Here is a 20,468-nt window from a genome sequence, read left to right on the forward strand (position 1 = left end):
AATTTATACTAATTCTAAATAATAAATTGCCCAGCAAAATAGTTTTTAGGTTTTACCTTTGTATTCACAATCTAGACTCATGAAAAAACAACACACACTCAATATATTCATTTTCAGTATTTTATTGGTTTTCGCCATTACAGACGTTGTGGGACAGCAAGCCACAGTGACCGTTAACCAAGATGCTAAAATCCCAGAATTACTTGACCTAAAAAAGGAACTGGAGAAAGATAATAAATTGGGGCAGGGGTTTACCATACAATTATATTATGGTGAGCTTTCACAAGCTAATAGTGTTTTGCGTAAATACAAAGCAAACTTTGCTGCCTGGCCAGCTTCTTTGGAGTACGAAACCCCCAATTATAAGATCTGGGCCGGCGATTTTGCCACACGGCTTGAGGCAGACCGGGCGTTGCTGGAGATAAAGGAGAAGTTCCCTGCTGCATTTATCTTGAAACCTTCGAAGTAAGTTGGGCGTTGGACAAAATCAGAGCCCTTTCAGCGGTTACTAATTTTGAAAGCGTTTTTTTGAAACAACTTCACTACAAACTATTACTGAAATTGCAAACTCAACATCACGGTGCAGGATTGGGCATTCGTTCGTGAACGGACTGTATCTTGTTCAAAATCTCTTCGGAAAGCGTCACGTTTATACTATCAATATTTTCTGAAAGCTGTGCGACACTCGTTGCCCCAATAATATTTGAAGTAACAAATGGTCGCTCGTTCACAAATGCCAAAGCCAATTGTGTAAGGCTCAAACCAAACGTTTCGGCAATTTCCTTATAGGCCTTTGTCGCTTCCATCGAACTCTCTGAGCTGTACCTCGAATACCTGGGATACAATGTAACCCTAGCGTTTGCTGGTTTCTGTCCATTTAGATACTTTCCCGTTAGCACCCCAAAACCCAAGGGTGAATATGGCAAGTAGCCTATGTTTTCCATTTGCAGCACTTCGGTGAGACCAACCTCGTCACGGCGTTGTAACAAATTGTATGCATTTTGTACCGATACCATCTTCAGCTTTCCTTTGCGGTTTTCTTCCATATAACGCATTACACCAAAAGGGGTTTCATTGCTTAGCCCTAAGTGCCGCACTTTCCCTTCTTTCACAAAAGCTTCCAGACGCTCTAATATTTCGGCTAGATTATCCTCCCACCGCTTGTTTGGAGCGTGGTTGTAATCACGAGTGCCAAATATATTCACTGCCCGCTCGGGCCAATGCAATTGGTAGAGGTCCAGATAGTCTGTTTGCAACCGCTTCAAACTCTTGTGGAGGGCATCTTCCAAGGATTCTTTACTGAAATCCAACTCCTCCCGGATATGGCTGAACCCGCGGGAAGGCCCCGTTACCTTTGAGGCCAAAACAATTTTGCTACGCATACCTGCCTTAGAAATCCAAGAACCGATATATTTTTCGGTAAGACCCTGTGTATCGGGTGAGGCTGGGATGGCATACATTTCGGCCGTATCTATAAAATTGACGCCTTTTTCAATTGCAAAATCTAACTGCTCGTGGGCTTCCGCTTCGGTGTTTTGGTTTCCGAAGGTCATAGTACCCAGGCAAATCTTGCTTACTTTAAGGTTGGTGTTTGGAAGGATGGTGTATTTCATATTTAGACTCCGCTCCATATGCGGATGGGTTTATTGTTTATGGCTGGCTGGACTGCTATTACATCTGGTTCAGCAATTTGTTTATCTCGTCCAGTTTTGGGGTAAGGATCACTTCAATCCTTCGGTTTTTTGCTTTGCCTTCAGCCGAGGTATTGGGAGCGATGGGTGCAAATTCTCCTCGACCTGCGGCGGTTAGGTTATCCTTGGGAATAGCACTGTTTTCGGTTAATATAGTTACAATTGCAGTGGCTCTTTTTGTGGAAAGGTCCCAGTTGTTTTGAATGTTTCCACTCCCGCCATAGGGCACATTATCTGTATGGCCCTCGATGAGTACTGCAATTTCAGGATTGTTTGCCAGGACAGTGCCCAATTGTTCTACAGCTTGGCGACCACGGCTATTTACTGCCCAGCTTCCACTTTCAAAAAGTAATTTGTTCTCCATGGACACATATACTTTTCCGTCTCGCTGTTCTACTGTGAGGCCATTGCCCTCAAAATTGGTAAGCGCTGCAGATATGGCGTCTTTAAGCGCACGCATCTTAGCGTCTTTTGTTGCGATGATGCTCTCCAGTTCTTCCACACGTTGCGAACGGTCCTTCAGTTTTTCTTGAAGGGTCCTTAAACGGGCATCCTCTTCGGCAAGTTGTTTTTCTTTTTCTTGAAGTTGTGCCAACAACTTTCGGTTACGCTCCAAGTTTTCGGTAAGGTTTTCAGAGCTGTTCGACTCCAATGCATCGTAAGAGGCCTGCAAGGTTGCCAGATTTGTTTTTAATGCCGCAAGCTCCATGGCGAGACGGGTTTTTTCGGCCGTGGACTCTGCGAGTTTCTTTTCAAGGTTTGCGACGGTATATACATCGGCATTAGTATTGCCCTGTCCATCCAGCCGTGCCATTAGGGCTTCGTTTTCGGCACGGAGGGATTCGTTTTTATCCTTTATATCTTCATATACCTGGGAGGACACGCAGCTGGTAAGTGAAATAGCAATAAGCAATAAAGTGAGTATGTTTTTCATTTTGAACATATAATTAAAGCTAAGGAAAAACATCCCCCTAGCCCCCTTCAATGGGGAATTCAGTTTAAGAATACTTGTATTAAAATTCAAGCTCCACTAACAACGGACAGTGATCGCTGTGGTAGGCGTTGGGTAATATAACGGCTCTACTCAAGTTTTCTTGTAGGGGCTGGGCCACCATGTTGTAATCTATACGCCAACCCTTATTATTGGCACGGGCATTGGCGCGGTAACTCCACCAAGTATAATGGTGAGGCTCCTTATTAAAGTGACGGAAACTATCTATGAATCCGCTATCTATAAAATTACCTATCCACTCGCGCTCCACGGGCAAAAATCCTGATACATTTTTATTACGCACGGGGTCGTGTATGTCTATAGCTTTATGGCAAATATTATAATCGCCACAAATCACTAAGTTAGGGATGGTTTTTTTCAACTGGTCCACATACGCTTGAAAAGCTGCCATGTACTCCAATTTATGTTCTAAGCGTGCAATATTGGTCCCGCTTGGCAGGTAAAGGCTCATAATGGAGACATCATCATAATCTACCCGTATGTTCCTACCTTCAAAATCCATACTTTCTATACCTGTTCCATATGCTACATCCTTGGGTTCTTTTTTACAGAAAATGGCAACACCACTATACCCCTTTTTTTGTGCACTGAACCAGTAATGATAAGGGTAGCCAGCTGCTTCGATTTCAGCAACGTCCACCTGTTCTTTCATAGCCTTGGTTTCTTGGATACAGATTACATCTGGGTTTGCAGCTTGCAACCAATCCAAAAAGCCTTTTCGTATGGCGGCACGTATTCCGTTTACGTTATAGGAGATTATTTTCATATTCAGTTTATAAAGTTATAATGCAGCAACAAGTGTTCTTGTGATAGTTGATCTTTCAGCGTACTGCCTAAAAAGTTGCCACGGACAAATTTATGATAGTACACCAAGGCAAACGAACTTATGCAAAAAGGTTTTTTAAAATTAATTAACAATGTAGTAGTGTGAAAAATGCTCAACTTTGCAGCTTCAACAATTTGAAATGGGCAGCAACAACCTAAAATGGCTTTATCTTGCAATTCTTTCTTTGATATGGGGAAGTTCCTTTATATTGATAAAAAAAGGCCTGGTAGGCCTTACCGATGCCCAGCTTGGTTCCTCGCGAATTGTGCTTACGTCAATTTTTTTGTTTTCGGTAGGGTTTAAGAGTTTGAAACAGGTGCAGAGACACCATTGGAAATGGATAGCCGCCTCTGGTTTTATATCTTCATTTTTTCCTCCGTTCCTATTTGCCATGGCGCAAAATGAAATAGACAGTGCCGTGGCTTCTATCCTTAATAGCATTGTCCCATTAAATACTGTAATTGTAGGCGCAACACTGTTTGGCATCCTTAGTTCCCGGAACCAAATAATAGGTGTTTTTATTGGGCTGGCCGGCACACTTATGCTAATCGTGGCGGGAGCCGAGTTTAATCCCAACCAAAATTATTGGTACAGCTTGTTGATAATTACGGCAACCGTTGGATATGCGCTCAATGTGAACATTATAAAAAAATATTTGAGCGATATAAGCGCCTTGGCAGTAACAACCGGTAATTTCCTGTTCGTTTTTCTTCCCGCTCTCATCATTTTATATTATACAGGTTTTTTTGAGACTATTTTTTCTTCTGCCGAAATGCAACTTGCCTTTTTCTATGTGGTAATCCTTTCACTTTTCGGAACCGCTATTGCCAAAGTAATCTTTAATAGACTTGTACAGATTGCAAGCCCGGTATTTGCCTCTTCGGTTACCTACACGATGCCCATAGTTGCTGTTTTATGGGGTGTTGTAGATGGGGAGAGTTTTAGTATCTGGCAATTTGTGGCGGCATTGGTTATTCTTTTTGGTGTTTATTTGGGCAACAAAAGAAAGAGGCAACACTAATATTGATTAAAATAATAGGTTTTTGTTAGATTTTTTCCGAAATTTAACTTTCAACAAAAATCAACCTTATGTCGAAGATATATCTTAAATACGGAGTCTTAATAGCTATTGGGCTTATTATTTACTTTGTAATCACTAAATTGATGGGACTGCACAGGTATCCAGTTTTAAGTGCCGCTAACGGAGTGATTTATGGAGCGGGAATATTAATGGCCTTAAAATCGTATAAGACTGAGAAAAATAAGTTCAAGTATCAAAAAGGCTTTCAAGTAGGCTTTATGAGCGGGGCCATTGCCACCTTGATCTTTGTTGCTTTTATGGCAATAAACATGTACCAGATAGACACCGAATTTTCACGAAATATCCTCGATACCTGGGGGCTCAATTACGATAGTGGCACCTTTATCATCCTAATATCGCTAGTATTGATGGGGCTTTCTACCTCACTGGTATTAACGCTCGCATTTATGCAACTATTAAAGGAATCCTGGAACACCAAAGACGGGAACCGAAACCAACCTATAAAATAGCGCACAAACCCTTTGTGGATTAAGATTTTAAAATTATATTTGCACCCGCTTTGAAGAGAAGCGGGTTTTAATTTAAAATAATTTAACTAAACGTTACGCTATGTACGCAATTGTAGAGATAGCAGGGCAGCAATTTAAAGTTGCGAAAGACCAAAAGGTTTTTGTAAACCGTTTAGCCTCTGAAGAAGGGAAAAAAGTCGAGTTCGACAACGTTCTTTTAGTAGGTGACGGAGACAACATTACCATTGGCGCCCCGGCTATAGACGGCGCTCTTGTAGGAGCTAAAGTCTTAAGACACCTTAAGGGTGACAAGGTTATTGTTTTCAAAAAGAAAAGAAGAAAAGGTTACCGTGTAAAGAACGGTCACAGACAGGCCCTTTCTGAAATCGTGATCGAAAGCATTGCAACCTCTGGAGCAAAAAAGAAAGCCGCTCCTAAGAAAGAAACCAAGAAAGCTGAACCAAAAGCAGCAGCCCCTAAAGCTGAAGCAAAGAAAGAGGCTCCAAAGGCCGAAAAGAAAGCTCCAGCAAAAAAGGCAGCTCCGAAAAAATCGGCTAAGGCAGACGACCTTAAGAAAATTGAGGGTGTTGGGCCAAAAGCGATGGAAGCGATGGTTGCAGCAGGAATTGATACTTTTGCCAAAGTAGCAAAGTCGAAACCAGAAAAACTTTCTGAAATTTTGACCGAAGCTAGCTCAAGATTGGCACACCTAGTTACCGATACTTGGCCAGAGCAAGCACAATTAGCTGCAGATGGGAAGTGGGACGAACTAGAAAAATTACAAGACAAGTTAGACGGCGGAAGAAAATAAGCCTTCCACCAAAGTTAAACCTATAAAACCGAAACAAGATGGCTCATAAAAAAGGAGTTGGTAGTTCTAAAAACGGTAGAGAATCAGAATCGAAACGCCTTGGTGTTAAGATTTTTGGTGGCCAAGAGGCAATTGCCGGGAACATCATCATAAGACAACGTGGTATGGAGCACCATCCTGCCGATAATGTATATGCTGGAAAAGACTATACATTGCACGCAAAAGTGGACGGTGTGGTAAAGTTTACCAAAAAGAGAAATAACAAATCGTACGTTTCTATCGTGCCGCACGCAGAGGCGTAGTTATTTTTAAGACCTTTGAATATTAAAAAATCCAACTAATCTTAATTAGTTGGATTTTTTTATTGATTGGCAATCTCCATTTCAGAACCAAAAACCCAGCCATCTACTCTACAGCTCTCCATTTTGTACCAGTAGTAGCTTCCTACATTTTTATAATACACTTTTTCAGTAGATCTTTGAGTCAATAAAACCTTTAAATCCTTTTTAAGGGTATCTTTTATCTTAGAGTTGATATCATTGCCAGAAAAAACAAAAGCATCACTTTTAAGCGTGGCGATAAGTGGACTATAATTTTTTGAGTTTGTATTTATACTACTAGTACAGGAATTATACACATATCCAATTTTGCTGCCCACTATCACTTTGCTCCAATTCCCAGGCTTTAAGCTGTTTACTTCACCTCCTTTCACATTTCCGTTAAGTACATAAAGCCTAGTTCCAATGACTAGGGTTTCAATTATTTCAGAAGAAAGATAGGGTCCCTTTCTTAAATTAACCCTTAAATTGTTTATATGGTAATATTCAAATACCTTTTCTCTCTCCTGAGCAATTTCAGTAGTAGTATGATCTATGTCCTTTTTGGGTGAGGTCTCTTCTTTAGTGTAATCAACAGTTTCTGGCTCTGTTTCATCTGTTTGCCCTTGGTCTTTAAGGGTGACTTTTGGTTTATAAGGTGTGCTTGGCTTTTTTTTGACAATTATTACGAAACCCCCAATAATAACTAATACGATTAATATGAAAAGAACTTTTTTCATGATACATTAGTGATTGGAAAGTGTTTGTTTCTTAAAAAACAGAATATAGATCCAGATGAGCATCGATGAGCCCCAAAGAACCAGCAAAGAAATGTTGATTTGATAATAGCGCCCAGAAACCTCATCGAACGTTAATATATTATCGTACTTAGTTTGAATTTCCACCTCTTGCAATTTGGTTTTTTCATTTCTCTCTTTCAAAAATTCATCGACAACGTTTGGGATAGACCTATTAACAGCGTGCAAGTTATCTGCCCTTGGTTGATAATAAGCTTCTATATTATTATCGGAAAGGTTCAAATGTTCCCCAAAGTGATGGCTGTTTCTTGCAATACCAACCAATAGCGCTGAAGTGAGCAACGCTAGCTGAAGATAGCTTGGCACTTTCTGGAATTGTTCAATAGTTGCTGAATCTCTTTTTGAGATTTCTTTTACTATCAAATAAATTGAAAAAACAACAACCTGGATTATAGCGGCAAAAATAATGAGCTGGAATAAAAACGGATACCTAAGTGCTTCATCGCCTGCAAAGAGTATTGCAGCAATAGCCGCAACTATAGAGCCACTTCTAGATAACTTAATTTTTAAATCCTGATTTTTCGTAATATGCTTTTGTCTCACCATGGTGAAAACAATTGTACTGAATAAAATAATTATGAAAATCGCGAAAAGTAGTTGCCACTGCATATTGGTGACCTCGTAATTGGGCAACTTCAATAACGCAATAACAGCAGTGATACCAATTAAATATATTGGCGTATCCAGAGCAGATAAACCGCTCATGTTTTTGATAGAGTCACCTATTAGATTATCCATAAAGATTTATAATATCTTAATACTAGTTCAGCATATTCATAAATTTTGGGGATAAAAAATATATTGAGAATCGACAATAGCTCCTAAGAGCAAATAGTATCTAAATTTAATGAAAAAATATATTATTTGACTGGTTATGAATTATTTTCAATCTAGAATAAATCGCCATGGCCATTTTGAGGCACATGAGTTTTTTTGAAATCTGAAGGTTTTGTAGCATACCAAAACCATCTTGGCTTTCCAGGGCTGCCATGACTCACCGCCCAAGTGATATCGAGTAATTTCCATTCCCCATTGAGGTATACGGCATTCCACGTATGTTCGGGTTTTTGTGAAGTTTTGTGTATTGTATTTCCTTGCTTAGTAAACCCGTGAATCACCTCAGCCTTAATGCCTATTGCCCCACATAGTTGCTTAAAGAGAAATGCATAGCCCCCGCAAAGTGCCTTTTTTCTCTTCAGGGCGTGGTACACAACGTTTTCTTCTGATGTGTATATTTCCTTTTGGAGTTTTCGGCTAAGGCGCAGTTCGTTATCGTATTCAATGTTTGTGGTGATCCACTGGAAAATGGCCTTGGCTTTTTCAGCATTGGTCTGCTTGCCTCGGGTAATCTCCAGGGCGAGTTTTTGGGTGTTGCTTTTTTTTGTTTTGATGCTATGGGTATCCCCTTTCGTAATGTGGTCCGATCTATAAATGGGTCGTTCACCAATAATGTTTCGATTTTGTGCAGAAATGTAGGGTGTGATTCCTACTACTATCGCAAGGAAGAACACGCAAGGAAAAAACTTCATTATTCGGGGGTCCATTACTTTTTTAACGTAATATCCAGCATAAATATTTCAAAGGTAAATCTCGCACTATCTCAATTCGGAACAATAATTGATGTTTCTTGCTAAAACAACCAACCCATGAAATATCTTTCAGCAGCTTTACTCACTTTTCTTTTTGTATCCTGCATTCCTTTGCAGATAGCTCCCAATTTTGAGGGCGGGAAGGTTTTTCCGCCAAAGAAATTCAAAAGACAACTTCCCTTTAACTACGTATATGCTTTTGAAGACCCCAAGGATGCCAATGAATTTTATAGCTATATGAATGCCAAGTTCCAGATTGTATACGATGATGACACTGGGAACATTCCTATTGAAATAGATGATAAAACCTATTACCTCACCTTTTATGAAGTAGAACGAAGCACAAAAACCGTAAACCTGTTGCCTATGGCTGTGGATGCGGCCTTAGGAGAAAAGGGAGTGGATCCCGTAATGGAAAACGCCTACGAGAGCCGGAGCGGAAAATGGTATATCGCCCTAACCGTAACAGACGAGGACCTAAAAGATGCCCTAAATCCATTATATGAAAATCACATCGCAATATTGGACTATGCGAACACCATGCGAAAAGAGTACCTCACCACTACTGAATATATTGAGGTGTACCTAAGAAGCAAACCCACCAAATAAAAAACCCCTGCATTCCTGCAAGGGTCCTAAAATTCATTCGTACTTCGTAATTAATACCTGTAGTACTCCGGCTTATAAGGCCCTTCTACGTCCACACCAATATAATCTGCTTGGTCTTTTTTAAGCTCGGTAAGCTCCACACCTATTTTTTCCAGGTGTAATTTTGCTACTTTTTCATCAAGGTGTTTTGGCAGCATATATACTTTGTTCTCGTATTTGTCTCCGTTGTTCCAAAGCTCGATCTGTGCCAAGGTTTGGTTCGTGAACGAATTACTCATCACAAAACTTGGGTGCCCTGTTGCGCAGCCAAGGTTTACCAAACGACCTTCAGCAAGTAAGATGATTTGCTTTCCGTTAAGGTCGTATCTATCTACTTGTGGCTTAATTTCGTCTTTGGTTGCATTGTTGTTCAACCATGCTACATCAATCTCATTGTCAAAATGGCCAATGTTACATACAATGGTCTTGTCCTTCATAGCAGAGAAGTGTTCTCCACGTACAATGTCTTTATTACCTGTGGTAGTAATCACAATATCGGCATTGCCCACTACTGTTTCCAGTTTCTTCACCTCAAAACCATCCATAGCGGCCTGTAGCGCACAAATTGGGTCGATCTCGGTCACGGTCACGATACTACCAGCTCCTTTAAAAGAGGCTGCGGTACCTTTTCCTACGTCACCATATCCACAAACAACAACACGTTTTCCTGCTAGCATTACATCGGTAGCACGGCGAACGGCATCTACTGCACTTTCTTTACATCCGTATTTATTGTCGAACTTACTTTTGGTCACACTATCGTTCACGTTAATGGCCGGCATAGGCAGGGTTCCTTTGTTCATACGCTCGTAGAGACGGTGAACTCCCGTCGTGGTCTCTTCAGAAAGTCCTTTTATACCGTCTACCAACTCTGGGTACTTGTCCAACACCATATTGGTAAGGTCTCCACCATCGTCCAAGATCATATTGAGCGGCTTGCGGTCTTCCCCAAAGAACAGGGTCTGCTCTATGCACCAGTCAAATTCCTCTTCGTTCATCCCTTTCCAAGCATATACAGGGATCCCAGCATCGGCTATGGCTGCTGCGGCTTGGTCCTGTGTAGAAAAAATGTTGCAAGAACTCCACGTAACCTCTGCGCCAAGCGCGATCAAAGTTTCAATAAGTACGGCAGTTTGAATGGTCATGTGCAAGCATCCTGCTATACGCGCTCCTTTTAGGGGCTGCTCATTTTTGTACTCCTCGCGAAGGGACATCAATCCGGGCATTTCTGCTTCGGCTAGTTCAATTTCCTTTCGACCCCAAGCGGCCAGTGAAATATCTTTTACTTTATACGCTGTGTAAGGCGCTGTGTTCGTAGACATATTATTATATTTGAATTATTAAATTACTTTTTCTTTCCGTTCAATTTTCGGACTGCAAAAATACACAATATCCTTGAGAAATAATGCCACTTTACAAAACTATAACAGTAGGAAATGATGCTAAGGTGCTGATTTGGAAGATTGAAGAATCCTTCGGGCAACTTTCCAGTGGTATTTCGCTCACCAAAAACTGTGCGGCCAGGGTAGCAAACATGAAAAGCGACCTCCACCGTCGTGGTTTTATGAGCGTTCGCCATCTATTGGCTGCTGAAGGGTATACAGACCACGACCTGTTTTATGATGAAAACGGCAAACCGCATTTAAAGGACGGAAAATGTATTTCTATTACCCACTCGTTTATATTTTCAGCAATCATAATTAGTGATATTGAAGTAGGTATAGATATTGAGAAACAACGGTCCAAGATCCTTAAAATAGCACATAAATTCACTCCAATTGAAGAATATAGAACCCTTGCCAATGAAGACGCCATCATGCGAAAGCTCACCATGGTCTGGGGCGCAAAGGAAAGCCTGTATAAGAGTTTTGCAACCCCCGGAGTGAGCTTCCTGCAACATATTTACGTAGAAGATTTTAGGCTGGAAAATCTGCAAACAACCGCCCAAGTGGGATTTGAGGATGCTGAAGAAAATTACAGGGTTTGGTTCTTGGAGTTTGAAGGGTTTACTTGTGCCTATGCACTAAAAGCTGAAAATTGAGCAGGATACGAAAATTGGCTTTTCCATGAACACGGCAACGACCCTTTACCAAGAACTACTATCTGCGTATAACGCAAAAGAACAGTTGCTAGCCGTCTTGATAGATCCCGAGGAATTCAACACCGGAATTACCACCCAATTCCTAAAAAGTATCCCAGAACACACAAGCCATCTCTTCGTGGGCGGCAGTACCGTTTCTAAAGGAAAGACCGAAGCGGTTGTAACAGCACTTAAACGCCAGACAAACACCCCAATCATCATTTTTCCAGGGGATGTCTCGCAAATAACCACCAAGGCAAATGCACTGCTTTTTTTAAGTTTGCTCTCTGGTAACAATTCCGATTTTTTGATAGGCCAACAAGTAAAGGCAGTTTCAAAATTAAGAGGAACACAACTGGAAGTGATCCCTACGGGGTATTTGCTCATTGAGGGAGGCAACCAATCTGCCGTGCAACGGGTTACGCAAACGCAGCCATTGCCCCAAGACAATATCCAGAAAATAGTAGACACCGCAAAAGCTGGCGAATTATTAGGGATGCAATTAATCTATCTTGAGGCGGGTAGCGGAGCCAAGACTCCTGTTTCAGAAACCATTATCACAGCAGTACAGCGAGAAATCAATATCCCCTTGCTCGTTGGTGGAGGCATCAGGACCGAAGCACAAAAAAATGCCGCCTACAACGCAGGGGCAACTATGGTCGTGATGGGCACCCATTTTGAAGAAAGGAAGACCCCTTAAATGGGGCACACCACTTTCTTCTGAAAGGTTTTAATGAAACAATCAACAAAATAGAACTTTCAACGTTACGTTTGTACACCTATGAAGTATTTGTTGTCCTTTTTATGCCTGTGTGCCGCTACCCTATCCGTAGCGCAAGAGACAACTACGTACCGTACCATTAAAAAAGCCGCAAGGGACACTATACAGGTAGACACCCTGGCCATAAATCCTGCCAGGTTCGAAATCCTCGATGCTTCAGGGAAAAAACTGGACAGCACCTTATATAGCATAGATTTCAAAAAAGGGATGCTGATGCTTTCTGAAGAAGCCAAAACCCTGGACACCATCACCATAAACTATCTGCAATACCCCAAATTCCTCACGCGGGAATATTACACATTCGACCCCTCTTTGATCGTTGAAAACACTGGTGCGATGGAACGGCTCTATTCACTGGAGCAAGGAAACAAGAAAAACACCTTCACTCCTTTTGATGGGCTTAACACCGTGGGAAGTATTTCCAGGGGACTCACCATTGGCAACAACCAGAACGCAGTGGTAAACAGCGAGCTGGACCTTCAGATAACCGGGAAACTTAATGACAAGGTTTCCATCCGCGCATCCATTCAAGATGCCAATATCCCTACACAGCAAGGTGGATACTCCCAAAGCCTCGATGAATTTGACCAGATATTCATAGAGCTTTACAGCGACAATTGGAACATACGCGCAGGAGATGTAGATTTACAGAACACCACCAGCTATTTTGCTAGGTTCATTAAAAAAGTACAGGGTATTTCTCTTGGGGGCACCCTGAACCACGAAAGCGGTGCCAGCACCAGTGCCTTTGCAGCAGGAGCCTTGGTGCGCGGGGTCTTTCAGCGAAGCCAATTCACGGGGCAAGAGGGCAACCAAGGCCCTTATAAGCTGGTGGGCCCCAATGGGGAGCTTTTTATCCTTATTGTTTCTGGAAGTGAGCGTGTGTATGTAAACGGCTTGTTGCTACAACGTGGCGAGAATGCAGACTATGTGATAGACTACAACGCTGGTGAAATAAAGTTCAACCCAACCTACCCCATCACGGCCAATATGCGAATCACGGTAGAGTACCAATTCACAGACCGAAATTACACGCGTTTCATAGGCTATGGTGGTGGAAACTACACCAGTGAGAAGCTAGATATTGGCGTATATGTGTATTCTGAAAGTGATGCAAAAAACCAGCCCCTTCAGCAAAATTTAACCGAAGAACAAGTAGCCATACTACAGAATGCTGGGGATGATATGGATGCTATGGTGGCCCCCTCGGCCGTTGAAGATACTTTTTCAGAAAATAAGATATTGTACAAAAAGGAACTGACCCTTAACGGAGAGGAAATCTTTGTGTTTTCAAATAATCCTGAAGACGAGCTGTTCAGTGTTCGGTTTTCGTTAGTGGGCGACAATATGGGAAACTACATTATAAGCGACCAGAGCGCTATTAGCACTATTTTTGAATACGTCCCGCCAGTAGATGGTGTACCACAGGGAAACTACGATCCCGTGATACGATTGAATGCACCCACCAAACTGCAGATAGGCGGCCTGAACGGCTCCTACCGTCCTACTGGAAAGACCCTCATAGATTTTGAGGTTGCAGGAAGCCAAAACGACCTCAACCTGTTCTCCAGTCTGGACGATGCCAACAACGACGGGTTTGCCGGAAGGTTTGCTGCTAGACAGAACATCATTACCACGGCAGACACCTTAAAACTCGATGCCATTGGTTCTCTGGATTATATAAACAAGGATTTCAGAACCATTGAGCGCCTGTACAACATAGAGTTTAACCGCGATTGGAACCTGATAGACCCTGAGGGAGACCAGCGGTTTGCAATTGCTGGGCTTCAGTTCAGCTCGCCAAAAATGGGGACTGCACAATATACGTTTCAGAATTTGGACTTTTCTGAAAACTTTTCAGGAACGCGCCACGTGATAAACGGTACTACCCGTTTTGGCAACCTAAGGAGTTATACCAATGGAAGCATCCTGGACAGTGAGAGTGATAGCTTGCAATCTAAGTTTGCCAGATTGCACCATGCTTCGGTGTACGGTTTCAAAAAAGCGTGGGTAGGGGGAAAAATCAGTACCGAGGACAACCAAGTTATACAGACCCAAACCGACAGCCTGAGTCTAGTAAGTCAAGGTTTTGCCGAATATGAGGCATTTGCAGGTATTGGGGACAGTACAAATGTATATGTTGAAGCCGGGTATAGGTATAGGGTTACCGATAGCGTTCAGTTTAACCAATTGCTGAAAGTGAACACGGCAAACACCTATTTCTTAAAATCGAAACTACTCAACACGGCAAACACCCAACTTTCGGTCTTTGCCAATTATAGGGAACTCACCCCATTTAACGACCCAGATAACAAAACCACCGAAAAATCGTTGAACAGCAGAATATTGTACAACCAAAATATCTTGAAAAATGGGATCCGTTTCAATACCGTTCTGGAAGCGAATAACGGGGTGCTCCCCCAACAAGAATTTACCTATACCCAAGTAGATCCCGGACAGGGAATTTACACGTGGATAGATTACAACAACAACGGCATACAGGAATTGGACGAGTTTGAGATTGCACAGTTCCAGGACCAGGCAGATTATGTGCGCATATTACTCCCCAATAGGGTCTTTATTAAGGTTAGGGAGAATAAGTTGAGCCAGCTTATCACCTTGGACCCTAAAAATTGGAACAACAAAAATGGTTTTTTGGGACTACTGTCCCGGTTTTACAACCAGACCTCGTACGTTCTCAACAGGAAAGTGCGCAGGGACAATGATGGTTTTAACCTGAATCCTTTCTTGGATGGAGGTGAGGACCAATTGGGACTCAATCTCAATTTTAGGAATGCACTTTTCTTCAACCGCGGAAAACAACATTATAGTACCAATTACACATTCGTGTCCAATAAAGGCAGTAATTTACTGGCAGTGGGCTTACAGGAAAATCAGTTGCTGAGCCACCAGGTAAATTTCAACCATAAATTTTGGGAATCTTGGTTGCTCAACCTTCGCGGAGCTTCAAACACGAACGAAAGTACTTCGGAAAATTTTCCCAGCAGAAATTTTAATCTGGAAAGTTACGAGGCCAATCCCAAGCTTTCCTATCTCTTCAGTCGTGCTACGAGGTTTGATGTTTTTTATCAATTTATGGACGAAGAGAATACCTTGGGCGCAAACGAACGTTTACAGCAGCAAAAACTAGGGGCTTCATTCAGTTATACCAATGCCCAAAAAATTTCACTCAATGGAGAGTTCACATATATTGACAACAACTTTACAGGCAGCGCTATCTCTCCGGTAGCCTACCAAATGCTGGAGGGCCTACAGCCTGGCACCAATTTTACCTGGTCGCTGTTGTTGCAAAAAAGGATTACTAAATATCTGGATGCAAACCTATCCTACTTTGGGAGAAAGAGCGAGAGCTCCAAGACCGTTCACACAGGGAGTATGCAGTTACGTGCTTATTTTTAGAAAAAGAATAGCTGTCATGTAAAAAAGGCTACCCGTTTGGGCAGCCTTCTTTGATAAAATATAGTGTATGGACTATTCTACAATTATCTTTCCTGTTACGAAAGATCTACTTCTCTCATCACCCATTTTTACAAGGTATAATCCAGAAGCTGCATAAGACATATCCAACTGGTACGTATAGGTGTTACCAGTTTTTGAAATGTTGTTAAACGTTACCATTTGTCCTAATGTGTTGTATACAGCTATTGCTGCTACACCATCAAAATCTGTAGTGGTAAGTGTAATCTCATACTGCTGGTTTCCTTTATGTAAGATCATAAAGTCTGAATCTGTAAACAAATTATCCTGTGTACCCAAAGACTCATCTATAACAACGGTATAATCCTGAACTTCACCAAAGTCGAAATCTGTACAAGGATCGTTAATGTCTCCACCTGCCGAGGTATCGATAGCCTTTGCTCTTAAAATATGGCTTCCAAGCGTAGCGCCTGTTGGGATGGTCAGGATAAAATCTTCCAAAACGTTATCATCTTGAAAAAACTCTCCAGCGATCAATTGCTCACTTGGCTCGAAGGTTTCACTATCGTCAAAGTCTATCCATACCGAAAGTGCCTCAACACCAGGACCTCCGGTCCAGTTTTGTTGCGCTTGTAAGATATGTACGTTAGAGCCTGACAATCTGCTCAGGTTAGTAGAAAGATCTGTTCTATCTGCATAGCCCTGTGGACTTCCTGCGGGTTCAGTGTTACAGCCGTCTCCTCCATCATCGGCATCTATATCACCAAGGACAAATCTCTTTATTCCATCTACGTTACATCCTTCAATAGCCGTAGGCATACAAACTCCTACAACTTGCTCAACGGTCTTGGTAGCAGTATCGTTTGAAGGATCTGTATCTCCTGTTAACAATGTACTTGCCTCAATAACAAAAGGACCCACGCCAGAAAGATCTGCCTGTGTTGTAAACGTATATTGTGCAGTTGCTCCAGCTGCGATTGTACCTGTAGTAGCAGTTTCAACCACAGGAGTTCCTGTGTCTATTATGTATTGTACAGAGGGGTCTGTAATATCGTTACTTCCAAAGTTACGTATGGTTATTACTATATCTTCGGTAGCTGTTAACACACCAGAGTTAGGTTCGTCTATGCTCACTACCCCTATATCATCTGGCATAGGTGGCTCAAGACTAAAATGTGCCACTACATCACGACGTGATGGTTCAAAATATTCAGCAATGTGCCAGAACGTATCGTCAACAGGATCTACCGTACACTGTACGTAATCTGCCAAACGGTTGCTTGGGTTTGCTGCAGTACTCTGTGCAATTAACTCTTCAGCAACATTCATTACGTTGGGTGTATTTAGAGATGCTAATTGTCCCGTGTAACGTATTGAAATTCTATCGGTTGAAGAAGAAGAGGTATATCCCATAGCAATATCCCCAACAGAGTTCATAACCATACTACCAGAGTATGCGTCACGACCGTCCGGTGCTTCATACGTACCTTCTTGGTGTATGGTCCAAGGTTGTGTGTCTCCACCTACTTGGCGTAGCTCATACCAGCGAATGGCAGCTTTTTCGCCGCCACCGGCAACCACATCTACCACAAAGTTGAAAACAACGCTGTTGTAGGTTGGGAACCGTCTATACTGTGCCTGGTTCATTATTGTTGCTTGTAAAATATCTATATCTATCCCTCCACCTTGCGGACGGTTAGAGAACGAACCTCCATCAAATACACTTACAAAATCTGCAGTTGTGATTTCCTGTGCGGCACTCATAGTTGCGCCTCCAGGGTTATTCCAGTCTATAGTAGCGTTCCAGACCTTTAAGTGGTCATCCGAAACGCCTCCCCAAGCATCATCCTGTAGGTATACAATAGGAGCTGGAGCATTATTGGGTGCCAATACATCATCGGTTGTGTGGAAGGCTTGTGGGCTATAAAAACCACTTGTAGAAATTCCTGGCAATGGCAATGCCACAAATTGTGCAGGATTACCATCTAGCATCTCGTTACGCTCTACGGCAAAAACCCTATTATTATTGGCAATGTTTGCCGTAACCATATACTTATCTCCAAATACCGAGAACTTGGTATAATCTGGAAAACTTCCTGTACCAAAACCTGTGGTATATACGTGCCATCCAGAAGTTACCGGGTCGCTCCCTTGGGAAACGGCTACGTTAAAACCATTAGGGTTGTTATCAAACTCTGTAATTACAAAGCGATCTGCCTCAGCGTCATAAAATACTATAGGATCTCCAATTGTATTTCCAGGGAATAACGTCCCCAAACTAAGCTCATTGGTTAATGGGTTACCATTTTTGTCGAAAATCCTGAACGCAGAGTTCCATGCAGCGACGTAATGGTTAGGCCCAGCAGCTCCAGTAGGATCTGAAGGGGTTGCCTGTGAGATATCTGCCACAAAGGTCAGAATAGGTGGCTGCACGCGTTGTTGCTGTGCATTGCGCTGTAAGTTTACCAACGGATCATTCCCGTCGCTCCCCTTACCTGGAACTACGTTGTTCCCGTGCTTGCGCTTGGGCTGTCCCAACATAGGGGAATTATCTGCAGCGATAAGTATCCCACTAGCTTTTTGCTCTGCGATACTTGGAACATAGTAGGGACCTTCTAACATTCCAAAGTCGGTCGCCCCATAATTTTCCTGAGCTTGTATCCCAAAGACACAGGCCAAAAAGAAAATTGTAAAGATCTTAAATTTCATAAAATAGGTATTAAGTTAAACTTTTGTAAAATAGATGTTAAAATTACTAAGAATTTCGCTGAATACCTCACAAAAAACAATAATTAAACAGTCTAAGTATCAATAATTTAGAATATTAAAATCTAGCAGCCTGCTAGGATACTATTAAAATATGCAGCAATAATTATAAAAGATATATGGATGCCCATTAAATAGGTACATATTTTGTAATTTACCCCAATAGAAATCTTAAAAAACCACCTAATGACGTTTTTAAAAATAACAGTACTCGCTCTTACTTTTGCCGTGGCATCATGCTGCAGCTCCAGCAAGACCCAAAAAAATGACGCTATGGAAAACACTGCCAATGCCCAAACCATGGTCGCTAACGGTTTTACACAAGGCACCATTGTTGCCTCAAGCGGTGAAAGTGGCTGCCCGTATATCATTAGTTCTGAAATTGACGGCAACCAAGTTATGTACGACCCCATAAACCTAGAGGAAGCTTACAAAAAGGATGGGATGTCCGTATGGTACAAGTTTAGGCCCCTACGTATGATGAACCGCTGTGAGAATGCGAACCCCGTTGAGATTTCGGAGATGAAGGAGATGTAACTAGGAATATATTATTCAAAAAAAAAGAAAGGCTGCATAATTGCAGCCTTTCTTTTTTTTTTATAAAACATTCTTTAGCCAATGTTCGTAGGAAATACTCTTTTTCAGTTTTTCCTTTAACTGGTCTATGTGTATTCGCACTTGTTCCATGGAATCCCTGTCGCGTAAGGTTACGGTCTGGTCCTCCTTGGTTTGATGGTCTACCGTGATGCAGTATGGCGTTCCCGCTGCATCTTGGCGTCTGTAACGCCTTCCTACAGCATCTTTTTCATCATACACTACGTTATAGTCCCATTGCAGGTTTTCTACAATCTCTTGGGCAATCTCAGGCAGGCCATCCCTTTTTATCAATGGCAATACGGCAGCCTTAATAGGTGCTACTATAGACGGTAGTTTAAGCACTACCCGAGAGCTTCCGTCCTCTAAAGTCTCATCCTGCAGGCTATGGCTCAATACGGCCAGGAACATCCTATCCAAGCCAATAGAGGTTTCTACCACATAGGGGACATAGTTCTTGTTCAGCTCTGGATCGAAAAACTGTAACTTTTTACCGCTATGTTCTTCGTGGGCCTTCAGGTCGAAATCTGTTCTGGAGTGGATCCCTTCCAGCTCCTTGAAACCGAAGGGAAAGTCAAATTCAATATCGGTCGCAGCATTGGCATAGTGCGCCAGTTTCTCATGGTCGTGAAAACGATAGTTCTCTTTCCCCATCCCTAGGGAAAGGTGCCAGTTAAGACGTGTTTCCTTCCAGTACTCATACCATTTCAGCTCCTCTCCAGGGCGCACAAAGAACTGCATTTCCATTTGTTCAAACTCTCGCATCCTAAAGATAAATTGCCGTGCTACTATCTCATTACGAAACGCTTTTCCCGTCTGGGCAATCCCGAACGGAATTTTCATCCTACCGGTTTTTTGCACGTTAAGGAAGTTCACGAAAATCCCCTGTGCGGTTTCTGGGCGTAGATACAGATTGGTAGCACTTTCGGCACTGGCACCCAACTTGGTCCCAAACATAAGATTGAACTGCTTTACATCGGTCCAGTTTCGGGAACCTGTTTCAGGGTCGGCGATCTCCAGTTCTTCTATAAGGGCTTTTACATCGGCAAGGTCTTCGGCTCCAAGAGATTTTGCCATCCTTCCCAAGATTTCCTTTTGCTGCTCACGGTAGCGCACCACACGTGGATGGGTGCTTACAAACTGTTCCTCATCAAAAGCATCGCCAAAACGCTTCTTTGCCTTGGCAATTTCCTTTTGTGCCTTTTGCTCTAGTTTTTCACAGTAATCCTCCAGTAGCACATCTGCCCTATACCTTTTTTTGGAATCCTTATTGTCTATAAGTGGATCGTTAAATGCATCTACGTGTCCAGAGGCTTTCCAGGTTGTAGGGTGCATGAGTATTGCGGCGTCTATCCCTACAATGTTTTGATGCATATATACCATGCTTCGCCACCAGTACTCACGAATATTCTTTTTTAATTCTACCCCGTTCTGTGCATAGTCGTACACGGCGCTAAGGCCATCGTAGATTTCACTAGAACCAAATATGTAGCCGTACTCTTTTGCGTGCGAAACTACTTTTTTAAATTGATCGTCTTTTGCCATG

At 42.2% G+C, this 20,468-nt stretch carries 19 protein-coding genes; 10 read left to right on the forward strand and 9 right to left on the reverse strand.

Going from position 1 to position 20,468, the window contains the following annotated elements; translation table 11 throughout:
• Positions 1-79: 79 nt before the first annotated feature.
• Positions 80-469 carry an SPOR domain-containing protein gene (locus C8D94_RS00230; RefSeq protein WP_115121907.1) on the forward strand — a complete coding sequence of 130 codons (390 nt, stop codon included), beginning with the start codon at positions 80-82 and terminating at the stop codon, positions 467-469.
• A gap of 106 nt (positions 470-575) precedes the next feature.
• Here C8D94_RS00230 and C8D94_RS00235 read toward each other — a convergent pair whose 3' ends face one another.
• From C8D94_RS00235 to C8D94_RS00245, 3 genes are all read right to left on the reverse strand, one after another.
• Positions 576-1,613, reverse strand: coding sequence for an NADP(H)-dependent aldo-keto reductase (locus C8D94_RS00235; RefSeq protein ID WP_115121908.1), 1,038 nt, complete (start codon positions 1,611-1,613; stop codon positions 576-578).
• 58 nt (positions 1,614-1,671) lie between these two features.
• Positions 1,672-2,625, reverse strand: coding sequence for an OmpA family protein (locus tag C8D94_RS00240; RefSeq protein ID WP_115122970.1), 954 nt, complete (start codon positions 2,623-2,625; stop codon positions 1,672-1,674).
• A 79-nt stretch (positions 2,626-2,704) separates the two neighbouring features.
• The gene (locus tag C8D94_RS00245) at positions 2,705-3,469 is read right to left on the reverse strand and encodes an exodeoxyribonuclease III (protein ID WP_115121909.1); all 765 of its coding nucleotides are present in this window, start codon (positions 3,467-3,469) and stop codon (positions 2,705-2,707) included.
• 178 nt (positions 3,470-3,647) lie between these two features.
• On the opposite strand from C8D94_RS00245, the gene C8D94_RS00250 reads away from it, so the two are divergent.
• The 4 genes from C8D94_RS00250 (at position 3,648) to rpmA (ending at position 6,193) form a co-directional block, all read left to right on the forward strand.
• Complete coding sequence (locus tag C8D94_RS00250) at positions 3,648-4,550, forward strand: DMT family transporter (RefSeq protein WP_317047676.1); 903 nt, start codon at positions 3,648-3,650, stop codon at positions 4,548-4,550.
• Between the two features lie 68 nt (positions 4,551-4,618).
• Complete coding sequence (locus tag C8D94_RS00255) at positions 4,619-5,080, forward strand: DUF4199 domain-containing protein (protein ID WP_115121911.1); 462 nt, start codon at positions 4,619-4,621, stop codon at positions 5,078-5,080.
• A 100-nt stretch (positions 5,081-5,180) separates the two neighbouring features.
• The gene (rplU, locus tag C8D94_RS00260) at positions 5,181-5,891 is read left to right on the forward strand and encodes a 50S ribosomal protein L21 (protein ID WP_115121912.1); all 711 of its coding nucleotides are present in this window, start codon (positions 5,181-5,183) and stop codon (positions 5,889-5,891) included.
• 38 nt (positions 5,892-5,929) lie between these two features.
• Positions 5,930-6,193: a 50S ribosomal protein L27 gene (rpmA, locus tag C8D94_RS00265; RefSeq protein ID WP_115121913.1), complete on the forward strand. Its 264-nt coding sequence runs from the start codon at positions 5,930-5,932 to the stop codon at positions 6,191-6,193.
• Positions 6,194-6,252: 59 nt separating this feature from the next.
• Here the strand turns inward: rpmA and C8D94_RS00270 are convergent, their stop codons facing one another.
• The 3 genes from C8D94_RS00270 to C8D94_RS00280 form a co-directional block, all read right to left on the reverse strand.
• Positions 6,253-6,948: an SH3 domain-containing protein gene (locus C8D94_RS00270; RefSeq protein WP_115121914.1), complete on the reverse strand. Its 696-nt coding sequence runs from the start codon at positions 6,946-6,948 to the stop codon at positions 6,253-6,255.
• Between the two features lie 6 nt (positions 6,949-6,954).
• Complete coding sequence (locus C8D94_RS00275; protein WP_147278472.1) at positions 6,955-7,764, reverse strand: hypothetical protein; 810 nt, start codon at positions 7,762-7,764, stop codon at positions 6,955-6,957.
• Between the two features lie 152 nt (positions 7,765-7,916).
• Positions 7,917-8,555 carry a transglutaminase domain-containing protein gene (locus tag C8D94_RS00280; RefSeq protein WP_211308891.1) on the reverse strand — a complete coding sequence of 213 codons (639 nt, stop codon included), beginning with the start codon at positions 8,553-8,555 and terminating at the stop codon, positions 7,917-7,919.
• A 117-nt stretch (positions 8,556-8,672) separates the two neighbouring features.
• On the opposite strand from C8D94_RS00280, the gene C8D94_RS00285 reads away from it, so the two are divergent.
• Positions 8,673-9,224, forward strand: coding sequence for a hypothetical protein (locus C8D94_RS00285; protein WP_115121917.1), 552 nt, complete (start codon positions 8,673-8,675; stop codon positions 9,222-9,224).
• 50 nt (positions 9,225-9,274) lie between these two features.
• Here C8D94_RS00285 and ahcY read toward each other — a convergent pair whose 3' ends face one another.
• Entirely contained in the window at positions 9,275-10,585 is a 1,311-nt protein-coding gene (gene ahcY, locus C8D94_RS00290; protein WP_115121918.1) for an adenosylhomocysteinase, read from the reverse strand.
• A gap of 83 nt (positions 10,586-10,668) precedes the next feature.
• Here ahcY and C8D94_RS00295 point away from each other — a divergent pair, with 83 nt between their 5' ends.
• From C8D94_RS00295 to C8D94_RS00305, 3 genes are all read left to right on the forward strand, one after another.
• On the forward strand, positions 10,669-11,304 hold the full coding sequence (locus C8D94_RS00295) for a 4'-phosphopantetheinyl transferase family protein (protein WP_115121919.1): 636 nt from the start codon (positions 10,669-10,671) through the stop codon (positions 11,302-11,304).
• 25 nt (positions 11,305-11,329) lie between these two features.
• Positions 11,330-12,043, forward strand: a complete 714-nt coding sequence (locus C8D94_RS00300; RefSeq protein ID WP_115121920.1) for a geranylgeranylglyceryl/heptaprenylglyceryl phosphate synthase — start codon at positions 11,330-11,332, stop codon at positions 12,041-12,043.
• Positions 12,044-12,124: 81 nt separating this feature from the next.
• Positions 12,125-15,544, forward strand: coding sequence for a hypothetical protein (locus C8D94_RS00305; protein ID WP_115121921.1), 3,420 nt, complete (start codon positions 12,125-12,127; stop codon positions 15,542-15,544).
• A 72-nt stretch (positions 15,545-15,616) separates the two neighbouring features.
• Here the strand turns inward: C8D94_RS00305 and C8D94_RS00310 are convergent, their stop codons facing one another.
• Positions 15,617-18,271, reverse strand: a complete 2,655-nt coding sequence (locus tag C8D94_RS00310) for a GEVED domain-containing protein (protein WP_115121922.1) — start codon at positions 18,269-18,271, stop codon at positions 15,617-15,619.
• A gap of 243 nt (positions 18,272-18,514) precedes the next feature.
• On the opposite strand from C8D94_RS00310, the gene C8D94_RS00315 reads away from it, so the two are divergent.
• On the forward strand, positions 18,515-18,865 hold the full coding sequence (locus C8D94_RS00315; protein WP_115121923.1) for a hypothetical protein: 351 nt from the start codon (positions 18,515-18,517) through the stop codon (positions 18,863-18,865).
• A 60-nt stretch (positions 18,866-18,925) separates the two neighbouring features.
• Here C8D94_RS00315 and C8D94_RS00320 read toward each other — a convergent pair whose 3' ends face one another.
• On the reverse strand, positions 18,926-20,467 hold the full coding sequence (locus tag C8D94_RS00320) for a glycine--tRNA ligase (RefSeq protein ID WP_115122971.1): 1,542 nt from the start codon (positions 20,465-20,467) through the stop codon (positions 18,926-18,928).
• Between the last annotated feature and the right edge of the window lies 1 nt (position 20,468).

The organism is Marinirhabdus gelatinilytica, from assembly GCF_003353425.1.
GTDB lineage: Bacteria > Bacteroidota > Bacteroidia > Flavobacteriales > Flavobacteriaceae > Marinirhabdus > Marinirhabdus gelatinilytica.